This window comes from Massilia sp. CMS3.1 (assembly GCF_051262535.1).
Classification (GTDB): Bacteria; Pseudomonadota; Gammaproteobacteria; order Burkholderiales; family Burkholderiaceae_D; genus Telluria.
This window is the reverse complement of record NZ_JBIMES010000042.1, coordinates 1-8173: the sequence shown is the minus strand read 5'-3', so window position 1 is coordinate 8173 and position 8173 is coordinate 1. Positions and strand designations below refer to the sequence as shown.

Sequence of the window (8173 nt, the reverse complement as noted above, 5' to 3'; positions counted from 1 at the left end):
CCCCACCAGGTGATCCTGGTGGGGTTTTTTGCTCTGGGCGTTTAATTTCTTCATTTCTCGACTGCAGTTCAGCTGCGCTATTTTGCATTCCATCGCAAACCTCCCTGTCTTTATCCTCTACCACTTTAGGATTTCCTCTCAAAGACGAGATAAGGAAACCGGATGTTCGAACGCCCAGCAAGCCGCATGTTCGTGACGGCCGTATTGGTCCCGCTGCTGTTACTTGGCTTTACCCGGACAGATAACGCCAGAGCCGCCATTGCTGCCGGCCAGAACAACCTTCCCACCCCTCTGCAAGCCGAGATGACCCGTCATCTCCAATCCGAAAAATTGAACGGTGCGGTATGGACCCTGGTGACGCCCGATGCCGGCATCGTGACTGGCGCCGCGGGCGTACAACATGCAGTGACCGGTCAAGCGATGACGCCCACGACCCGCGTTCACGTTGGCTCAGTCGCAAAAACTGTCCTGGCAATCGGCGTACTGCGCCTGGTCACGACCGGCAAGTTGACGCTCGATACCGACCTGGCGACCTTGCTGCCGACGGTGCAGTTGAATAATCCGTGGGCGGCGACAGATCCAATTCGCGTGCGCCATCTGCTCGAGCATACAGCGGGCGTGGAAAACTTCCGCTTTTTCCAAATGTTCACCCTGCGCGCAGGTGCCGACACGCCCCTGTCTGCAGCGCTGGGCGAATCCCCATTAAACATCAGCTCCCGGCCGGGAGCGCGGTACGCCTATTCGAATATGAGCTACCACCTGCTGGGCATGGTCATCGAAGCCGTGACGCAGAACCGGTATGAAAGCCACCTCGATGCCGAATTGTTGCGCCCGCTCGGCATGGGTGACAGCACCTTTGCTTTTACCGTCCAGGCCGGCCCCGACGCCGACCCCCGCTTGGCGATGGGGCATTTCGAGAACGACGTCGCCCACCCGGCCGTGCCGATCTATGCGCGGCCACCCGTCCAGTTCACGACGACTGCCGCCGACATGGGGCGTCTGGCGCAATTCCTGATGAGCGACGGCACAGTGGAGGGCCGCCCCTTCATCGCGCCCGCAATTCTGGGTCTGCTGAGCGGCGCACATGGTACCGACGCTGCGCGTGCCGGCTTGCCTGTCGGCCACGGCCTCGCGCTCGCGACGCGCGACCGCCATCAAGTGATCGGCGACTGCCACCCCGGCACCAGCGTCGGCTTTCGCGCGATGTTTTGCCTGTATCCACATGAGCGCAAAGCATTTTTCGTCGCGGTGAATGCGGATGTCGAGGAAGCCGATTACGACAAGCTCAACAAGCCCCTGATCGGCGCCCTGAGACTGGCCCCGCCACTGGTACGCCGCGTTGAGGCGTCGGCACCGGCAGGGATGGCGGACTGGACTGGCATCTACGTACCGGCCTGGAATGCAGTCGCTAGCCTGGCCTGGGTAGATATTGTCTTGAATGCCGTCGATGTCCGCTGGGATGGCGCGCTGCTGCAGCTCGCGCCGCTGCAGGGCAAACACGCGAGTCTGCTCCCGGCCGGCGGCATGCTGTTTCAGGCCGGGGGCCGGATCGCGCCCTCGCATGTGCTGTTCGTCTCGAACGGTGAACGCATGCTCAGCGACGGCCTGCGCACGTATCGCAACGTGTCGCTGGCAAAGATGCTGTGGTTGTGGACCAGCGCCGCGCTTGGCGCAATTGGTCTGCTCTATGTCCTGTTCAGGGGAGGGTGGCTGCTGGCCCGCGGCAGGTTGAGGAGCAGCAGTACTCTGGCCGTGCCCTTGGTGTCGGTCCTCATGCTGTTCGCGCCGCTGCCATTCTTCTTCAGTCAGCCTTTCCTGGCCATGGGTGACCTCAGCATGGCAAGCGGACTGCTTGCACTGGCTTCCTGTGCACTGCCGCTTGGCATCGCCTATGGCTTGGTATGGCTCCTGATGCGGCGCGGGACAATCCGGCAACCGGCGTTCGATTGCGCCGCCTTGCTTGCAGTGGCGCAGTGGACGATCGTGCTGGCCGCATGGGGAATGCTTCCGTTCATCATGTGGCGATAGGGCGCGATAACAACGGGAGCTTTGCCTGCACGGCGCGCTCGAGGCTGTCCCACAGACGATCGTGCAGCGGCAGCACCAGCACATTGCACACTGGTTCGAGCAGCGCCGCGATGCCGCCCAGTGCTGCCGATCCGGTTGCGACGTACATGACACCGAACGCGACGCCTGCATGCAGTCCGGTCTGGCTGAGCTTTTCCGCCGCCAGCGTCATGTAACGCGAGCGCGCATCACCCGCTTTGCCGCGCCAGTGTGCCCACGCCCCTTCATGCAAGGGTAGCAGCAAAACATTGATCACCGGCTCGACCAGCACCGCCAGGCCACTGAAGACGGCCGATCCGGTCACTGCGTAGGCAAGTGCATAAGCGATGCCCATATGGAGAGCGACCTGGCTGGTTCTTTTTGCTGCGGTAATCATCACTGCTCCTGTCTTTCACACTCAGGAGCAAATGATAGTGATTCTCATTCAAAATATAAAGCAAATTGATTTAAAGTTATCGATAGATGCAAGCTATTTCGTAGGCCAATGCAACGTCCAGGGAACCACCACGCTATCCCGACCGGCATAAAAAAGACCGCCTCGGCTTGCGCCGGGCGGTCTTTTCAGGATAAACGCTGAGTTAGCGGGTGACGCTACGGGTGCCAACCACTTCGATGGTCACGCGGCGGTTCTTCGCGCGCCCCTCGGCAGTCGCGTTGTCCGCGATTGGCTGTGCTTCACCCTTGCCCTCGGTGTACAAACGCGCCTGGTCCAGCCCTTTCGACACCAGGTAGGCCTTGACCGCATCGGCACGACGCAACGAGAGCTTTTCGTTATACGCGTTCGAGCCGACCGAGTCGGTGTGTCCGATGGCAATCATCACTTCGGTGTTCATGCCCTGCAGCTTGGCCATCAAATCATCGAGTGCCACTTTGCCTTCCGGCTTGACAATCGCCTTGTCGAAGTCGAACAGGGCTTCGGCTGCGAATGACACCTTTTCCGACACCGGCTGCGGCTGCGGAGCAGGTGCCACTGGAACGACACGCAGCTCTTCCTGCGGCGCCGCGACCGGCGCGATGGCCGCCGTGGCCGCTGGACGGCCGAACTTGTACACCAGGCTCAGGGAGGCCAGGTCGACGTCGCCACGCTGAGCGACAAGGTTGTTCACCCGATAGCGCTCCACTTCCGCGCGCAGCGCCAATGCTTCGCTCAGTTTGTACTCCAGTCCAAGGCCGAGCTTGGCGCCGCGGCGGCCTCCGCTCGGCGGATTCGGACTGGTCACGGCGTTGAGTCGATTGCCGCTGAAGTGGGTGTTTGCCCTCGCATATTGCACACCGGCGCGGCCCAGCAGCGAGAAGCGGTGGGTCAAGGGCAGTTGGCCGACCAGGTCGAGATTCACGCCGCGCAATCTGGTTTCTCCACTGAGTGCGCCATTGCCGGAAGTCGTGGCCGCGAAGTCGAAGGTGCCCAGGTCAAAATACCCGCCTTCGACCGCGAAATACTTGTTCAGCTGCTTACCGGCGAACAGCTTGAAGCCAAGGTCGCGTTCGTCGGCACTGAAGCTGGTGACGCTGGCGCCATTAGCGCTCAGGTTGCGGCGCAGGCGTGCCTCATCGATGTCGGCGCGCGACTGACCGACGCCGGCGCCCATGTACCAGGCACTGTTGGCCCAGTCCGGATTGACGAAATTGCCGCCAGTCGGTGCCGTATCAAGGCTTGCCGCCTGGGCGGACATCATGGTGGCGCAGGCGAGGGCGATCAGGGTGGCGAATTTGATTGAAGATTTCATGGTTCTGTTTTTCTTTAGGTGAGTCGGATTAATTGGTGATCTGGTGTTGCTCAGGATGACTGCAACGACCGACAGGACGCGGTTGTGCAGCGTGCTGTCGTCGATTATAGGGACTCAGTGCACTTCCGGAAAGAATTATTGCCCATAAGAATTATATTCTCTGTTCGTTACCACGCACAGCAACAGATATTTAGCGTATAGCAATAAATATTTTCCACCGCGCAAGATAGGAAAGGCTGATTCGCCTGTCCGTGTTACTCTTCCGGACCATCTGCTTTAGTTCAGCACGAAAATCCCGGTATGCCCCATACGCAAGATCCAAACCAAAACCACCTGCTCGCCGCCCTGCTTGACGCCGAGTTCGACCGCCTCTCCCCGCACCTCCTGCCGGTACCACTGCGGCTCGGCGACGTGCTGTGCGAATCCGGCGGCACGCTGGACCATGTTGTCTTCCCGACGACGGCGATCATCTCGCTCCATTACCTGCTGGAAAACGGCAGCTCATCCGAGATTGCCGGAGTAGGCAACGAGGGCATGCTGGGGGTAGCGCTCTTCATGGGCGGCGGCAGCACCCTCAGCCGGGCCGTGATCCAGACCGGCGGCTACGGTTACCGCTTGCCTGTGCGAATCCTGATGGAAGAATTCAACCGCGCCGGCCCGGTCATGCGCCTGTTGCTGCGCTATACGCAAGCACTGCTTACCCATATGTCGCAGACCTCGGTATGCAACCGCCACCATACGGTGGAGCAGCAACTGTGCCGCTGGCTGTTGCTGACACTCGACCGCCTGCAGTCGAACGAACTGACCATGACGCAGGAACTGATCTCGAACATGCTGGGCGTGCGCCGTGAAGGCGTGACCGAAGCGGCCGGGCGGCTGCAGGCGCGTGGCCATATCAGCTACCGGCGCGGCCACATCACGGTGCTCGATCGCGCCGGCCTGGAGCAGCACGTGTGCGAATGCTACGGCGTCGTCAAGAAGGAATTTGGCCGGCTGTTGTCGGACGTGCGACAGCGCCAGCCTGCGCCGCGTGCAATCCGGACTGCCTGACGCGCAGTTTGCCGTCACCTTTCGCGCCAGGGCGGCGCTCATCTTTCCGTTACCGGACTCATCATGTCTGTCATTAGAAATTCATCGGTCGAGAGGCTGACAGCGATCGGCTTCGCCGCGACCCTGCTGGTATTGCTGTGGGTGGGTGTGATCGCACTCGTGCATGAAGACAGCGGCAATCGCGCTGCCGTGCACGTCCTTGTCAGCATCGGCTTGTTGCTGTGTTTTCTGGGCGGCCTGCTGCTCCTCGCGAAGCGCCAGGCACGCCTGCAAGCTGCTCGCCAGTCGGCGACGCCGGCAGCGCGTTTGCTGAAAGCCGGCGCCTTGCAGGACGCCATTTTTAACAGTGTGAATTTTTCAAGTATCGCCACCGATGCGCAGGGCGTGATCCAGATTTTCAATGTCGGCGCCGAACGCATGCTCGGCTATCAGGCGGCCGACGTGGTCGACAAGCTCACACCCGCCGACATTTCAGATGCGCAAGAGCTGATCGTGCGTGCTGGAGCACTCAGCGATGAGTTCACCACGGCGATCCGGCCCGGTTTCGAAGCCCTGGTGTACAAGGCCATGCGCGGTATCGAAGATATCTACGACTTGACCTATATCCGCGCGGACGGTACGCGCCTTCCCGCGCTGGTCTCGGTGACGGCCTTGCACGGCCCGGACGGCAGGCTGATCGGCTTCCTGCTGATCGGCACCGATAACACGGCACGCAAGCAGGTGGAAGCCGAGCAGGCCTTGCTCGATCAACGCCTGCGCGACCAGCAGTTCTATACGCGCTCGCTGATCGAATCGAATATCGACCCGTTGATCACGACCGATCCATGTGGCACGATTAGCGACGTCAACCATCAAATGGAGATGCTGACCGGCCGCACCCGGGATGAGCTGATCGGCGCGCCCTTCATGAGTTGTTTCACTGAGCCCCAGCGTGCCGGGGAAGCGATCACCCGCGTGCTACGGGAAAGTAAGGTAACGAACTACGAACTGACGGCGCTTGCGCGCGACGGCAAGGAGACGGTGGTGTCGTTCAATGCCACCACCTTCCACGACCGTGACCGCAAACTGCAGGGTGTTTTTGCCGCGGCCCGCGACGTTACCGAGCGCAAGCATTTTGAACACGCGCTCCAGGAGACCAACGTCGAGCTGCAAACAGCAAGGGAGGCGGCCGAGAAGGCCAACCGTGCCAAGTCGGAATTCTTGTCGAGCATGAGCCACGAGCTGCGTACCCCGCTCAATGCCGTGCTGGGCTTTGCCCAACTGATGGCGTCGGAAGTGCCGCCGCCGCCGCCGCGCCAGCAGCGTTCGATCGACCAGATCCTGAAGGGTGGCTGGTACTTGCTGCGCCTGATCAACGAGATCCTCGACCTGGCGATGATCGAGTCGGGCAAGGTGACGATGTCCCAGGAGCCGATGTCGATGACCGACGTGCTGCAGGATTGCAAAGGGATGATCGAGCCCCAGGCCACCAAGCGTGGCATCTCCATGACCTTCCCGAGTTTCGACAAGGTGTTCTATATCCACGCCGATCGCACGCGGGTCAAGCAAGTGATGATCAACCTGCTGTCGAACGCGATCAAATACAACGCCAGCGGAGGCAGCGTGATCGTCCAGTGCGTTGCCAGCGGCACGGAGCGCGTACGCATCTGCGTCAAGGACACGGGCACAGGACTGTCGGCCGACCATTTGGCGCAACTGTTCCAGCCCTTCAATCGCCTTGGCCAGGAAGACAGCGGGGAAGAGGGTACCGGCATCGGCCTGGTTGTCACCAAGCAGCTCGTGGAGCTGATGGGCGGAACGATCGGCGTCGATAGCGCCGTGGGCGTGGGCACGGTGTTCTGGGTCGAATTTGCGTCCGCGCAGGCCCCGGCCCTGGACAATATCGAGGAAGTTGCGCTCGAACGTCGTCTGCTGCAAGCGCCTGAAAGCGGCGAACAGCCGACCCTGTTGTACGTTGAAGACAATCCCGCCAACCTCGCTTTGGTAGAGCAGTTGATCGCACGTCGTGGCGACTTGAAGCTGGTGACGGCCATCGATGCTTACCTCGGCATCGAACTGGCGCGCGCTTACCTGCCGGATGTGATCCTCATGGACATCAATCTGCCTGGAATGAGCGGTTATGGCGCACTCAAAGTGTTGCGCGACGACCCGGCGACAGCCCATATCCCCGTGTTGGCGCTGTCCGCCAATGCGGTCCCGCGCGACATCGAAAAAGGGCTCGAGGCGGGTTTTTTCCGCTATCTCACCAAGCCCATCCGCGTGCGCGAGTTCATGGATGCGCTCGACGTGGCATTGCATCACGCAGCTGAAATCCGATCCGGTCAAGCACCACGACCGGCTAGTCAAGACCACCAGGAATCCAAGGAATTGTCATGCTAGAAGTCTCCGAAATACTCAATGCCAGCATCCTGATCGTCGACGACCAGGAAGCCAATGTCATGCTGCTCGAGCTCATGCTCCGCAACGAGGGCTATACCAACATCACGACCACCCAGGAGCCGCGCAAAGTCGCCCGCCTGCATGCGGACACGCAGTTCGACCTGATCCTGCTCGATCTGCAGATGCCGGAGATGGATGGTTTCGAAGTCATGGAAGCGTTGAAGGAGATCGAGGTTGCGAGTTACCTCCCCGTGCTGGTGTTGACCGCCCAGCCGGCACACAAGCTGCGTGCCCTCCAGGCCGGCGCCAAGGATTTCGTCAGCAAGCCCTTCGACTTTGTCGAGGTGCAGACCCGTATTCGCAACATGCTGGAGGTGCGCCTGTTGTACCGCAAGCTGGGCGACCAGAACCTGGTGCTCGAGCAAAAGGTTCTCGAACGCACGGCCGAGTTACGCCAGAGCGAGGCCCGTTTCCAGCGCTTCACCGAACTGTCGTCCGATTGGTACTGGGAGCAAGATGCCAGCGGCAAGCTGACCCAGTTCTCGGGGCCGGTCGAAGAAATGCTCGGCATCGGTCAGAACGCCACGGTGGAAGAGCTGGAGGCAGCGGGCTGGAATGTACAGCAGCGCATGGAGCTGGCCGAGAAGATCGCCAATCGCGAGCCTTTTCTCGATTTTATCTACAGCCGCACGCTCACCAACGGCACCGTTCAGTACATGCAAGTGAACTGCGAACCGATCTTCGACAGTGCCAGTGCATTCGCCGGCTACCGCGGCATCGGACTCGACGTTACCTACCGTATGAAGCGGGCCTAGGCGCCTGCCGAAAGAATTCAGCGCGGGTACTTGCGGACGCCAAACGTCTTTGATATGATTCGCCTCCTGCTGAAAACGACAACGAAATCAAGTAGTTGTGTTGACAGAAGGAAATCGCAGACTCTGCGGTGTAGT

Annotated in this window: 6 protein-coding genes; 4 read left to right on the top strand and 2 right to left on the bottom strand. The window is 60.6% G+C overall.

Going from position 1 to position 8173, the window contains the following annotated elements:
• The first annotated feature begins 162 nt into the window (after positions 1-162).
• The gene (locus ACHAC9_RS24135) at positions 163-2028 is read left to right on the top strand and encodes a serine hydrolase domain-containing protein (RefSeq protein WP_435764304.1); all 1866 of its coding nucleotides are present in this window, start codon (positions 163-165) and stop codon (positions 2026-2028) included.
• Here the strand turns inward: ACHAC9_RS24135 and ACHAC9_RS24130 are convergent.
• Both ACHAC9_RS24130 and ACHAC9_RS24125 read right to left on the bottom strand, forming a co-directional pair.
• The gene (locus ACHAC9_RS24130; RefSeq protein WP_435764302.1) at positions 2015-2443 is read right to left on the bottom strand and encodes a DUF2061 domain-containing protein; all 429 of its coding nucleotides are present in this window, start codon (positions 2441-2443) and stop codon (positions 2015-2017) included. The genes ACHAC9_RS24135 and ACHAC9_RS24130 overlap by 14 nt on opposite strands.
• Positions 2444-2645: 202 nt before the next feature.
• Positions 2646-3794, bottom strand: a complete 1149-nt coding sequence (locus ACHAC9_RS24125; RefSeq protein WP_435764300.1) for an OmpA family protein — start codon at positions 3792-3794, stop codon at positions 2646-2648.
• 300 nt (positions 3795-4094) lie between these two features.
• Here ACHAC9_RS24125 and ACHAC9_RS24120 point away from each other — a divergent pair, with 300 nt between their 5' ends.
• From ACHAC9_RS24120 to ACHAC9_RS24110, 3 genes are all read left to right on the top strand, one after another.
• Positions 4095-4844 (top strand): Crp/Fnr family transcriptional regulator, encoded by a 750-nt coding sequence (locus tag ACHAC9_RS24120; protein WP_435764298.1) that lies wholly within the window; start codon positions 4095-4097, stop codon positions 4842-4844.
• A 63-nt stretch (positions 4845-4907) separates the two neighbouring features.
• Positions 4908-7223: a PAS domain-containing hybrid sensor histidine kinase/response regulator gene (locus tag ACHAC9_RS24115; protein ID WP_435764296.1), complete on the top strand. Its 2316-nt coding sequence runs from the start codon at positions 4908-4910 to the stop codon at positions 7221-7223.
• A complete protein-coding gene (locus ACHAC9_RS24110; RefSeq protein ID WP_435764294.1) occupies positions 7217-8038 on the top strand; it encodes a response regulator in 822 nt (273 codons plus the stop codon). The genes ACHAC9_RS24115 and ACHAC9_RS24110 overlap by 7 nt, the downstream gene beginning before the upstream one ends.
• The last annotated feature ends 135 nt before the right edge of the window (positions 8039-8173 follow it).

Excerpts from the sequence above, each read along its gene's own strand:
- ACHAC9_RS24135 (WP_435764304.1), top strand. The coding sequence starts at position 163 with ATGTTCGAACGCCCAGCAAGCCGCATGTTCGTGACGGCCGTATTGGTC.
- ACHAC9_RS24130 (WP_435764302.1), bottom strand. The coding sequence starts at position 2,443 with ATGATTACCGCAGCAAAAAGAACCAGCCAGGTCGCTCTCCATATGGGC.
- ACHAC9_RS24125 (WP_435764300.1), bottom strand. The coding sequence starts at position 3,794 with ATGAAATCTTCAATCAAATTCGCCACCCTGATCGCCCTCGCCTGCGCC.
- ACHAC9_RS24120 (WP_435764298.1), top strand. The coding sequence starts at position 4,095 with ATGCCCCATACGCAAGATCCAAACCAAAACCACCTGCTCGCCGCCCTG.
- ACHAC9_RS24115 (WP_435764296.1), top strand. The coding sequence starts at position 4,908 with ATGTCTGTCATTAGAAATTCATCGGTCGAGAGGCTGACAGCGATCGGC.
- ACHAC9_RS24110 (WP_435764294.1), top strand. The coding sequence starts at position 7,217 with ATGCTAGAAGTCTCCGAAATACTCAATGCCAGCATCCTGATCGTCGAC.